Source organism: Microvirga sp. HBU67558 (genome assembly GCF_018069605.1).
Taxonomy (GTDB): domain Bacteria; phylum Pseudomonadota; class Alphaproteobacteria; order Rhizobiales; family Beijerinckiaceae; genus Microvirga; species Microvirga terrae.
This window is the reverse complement of the sequence record NZ_JAGPUP010000303.1, coordinates 1-1,068: the sequence shown is the minus strand read 5'-3', so window position 1 is coordinate 1,068 and position 1,068 is coordinate 1. Positions and strand designations below refer to the sequence as shown.

At 59.3% G+C, this 1,068-nt stretch carries 2 protein-coding genes; both read right to left on the bottom strand.

From position 1 onward, the window contains the following. Positions 1–237 precede the first annotated feature (237 nt). Positions 238–495 carry a hypothetical protein gene (locus KBI52_RS01375; protein ID WP_210804854.1) on the bottom strand — a complete coding sequence of 86 codons (258 nt, stop codon included), beginning with the start codon at positions 493–495 and terminating at the stop codon, positions 238–240. 183 nt (positions 496–678) lie between these two features. Continuing rightward, positions 679–1,047, bottom strand: coding sequence for a phasin family protein (locus KBI52_RS01370; RefSeq protein ID WP_210804853.1), 369 nt, complete (start codon positions 1,045–1,047; stop codon positions 679–681). Positions 1,048–1,068 lie beyond the last annotated feature (21 nt).

The window sequence follows — 1,068 nt, the reverse complement described above, 5'->3', positions numbered from 1 at the left end:
GAGGCGAGTTCTCCATCGAACCAGTCGAGCGCCCAGTTGAAAGGGACTGGATCAGGCCAGCGAAAGCCCGCAACGGCGGTAGCATAGTCGGTGCGGTGCTCAAGCAGGAAACGTCGCGCGTCTTGGAACGTGGTCATTGGCTCATTTTGGTTCAGCAACAACTCGCATAAGGGCGCTCGTCTGCAGGCGCAACAGCACCTGACCCAGCCAGCGGCAGACGCATCCGTGTCTGCGGCCTCAGGCCAGTCTTAGACGCCGTGCATTGGCTTGCACGCGCCTTCTATAATCCTCCACGACTGTGTGGGCTGACCCGCCAGCCGCGACGGTTGTGGCAGCATCCATGAAGGCGAGCATCTTCTCGGTCATCATCAGATGCGCTTCGGCTGGAGAGCCTCGACCCGACACAATTTGCGCCAGGCGCAAACCAATGACGCTCTGCGCTTCCAAGCCGAGAAGAGTTGTGTCGATGGTCAGCTTGATCCAAGGTTCCAGCATCACTTTGTCTCCAGCCGCACGAAATGGGCAGCCAACGTGTCACGGATTTCTGGATACTGAGCCTGCCGTGAAGCTGATCGAGTGTCTGCACCGGACCACATCAGTGGACTTGAACAGCACCAAGCGCAGGAGAACGCCCAGCCTGTTGGCGGGCGTTCTGAACCGGCTGATCGGGCCGTGTCTTTACTTTGCGCGCGCTGCCGACTTGGTCGGTGCGACGGCTGCCTCTGCAGCAGAACGCAGGAAGCCGAAGGGCGCGAAGCTGTCCTGGGCGAGCTTGGTGTAGAGCTCACGGCTCTTCGTGGCATGTGCGACGAAGCCCTCGTAGGAGCTCTTGAGATAGTCGCTTTGGATCTGGATGGCCTGATCAAGCGACTTGACGCCGGCCAGCTTCTCGAACGTAGCGGCATTCTGGTCAAAGGACTTCTTGGCGTAGTCTGCCGTCTCGACCACAATGGCCTTGGTGCCGGTGGAGGCGACATCAAGCGCCTTCACGGTGGCCTCGAAACTGTCTTTGCCGAACTTCTGAACGGCTTCGAACTGCTGGTTCATTACGAATCTCCGAAAGGTGAG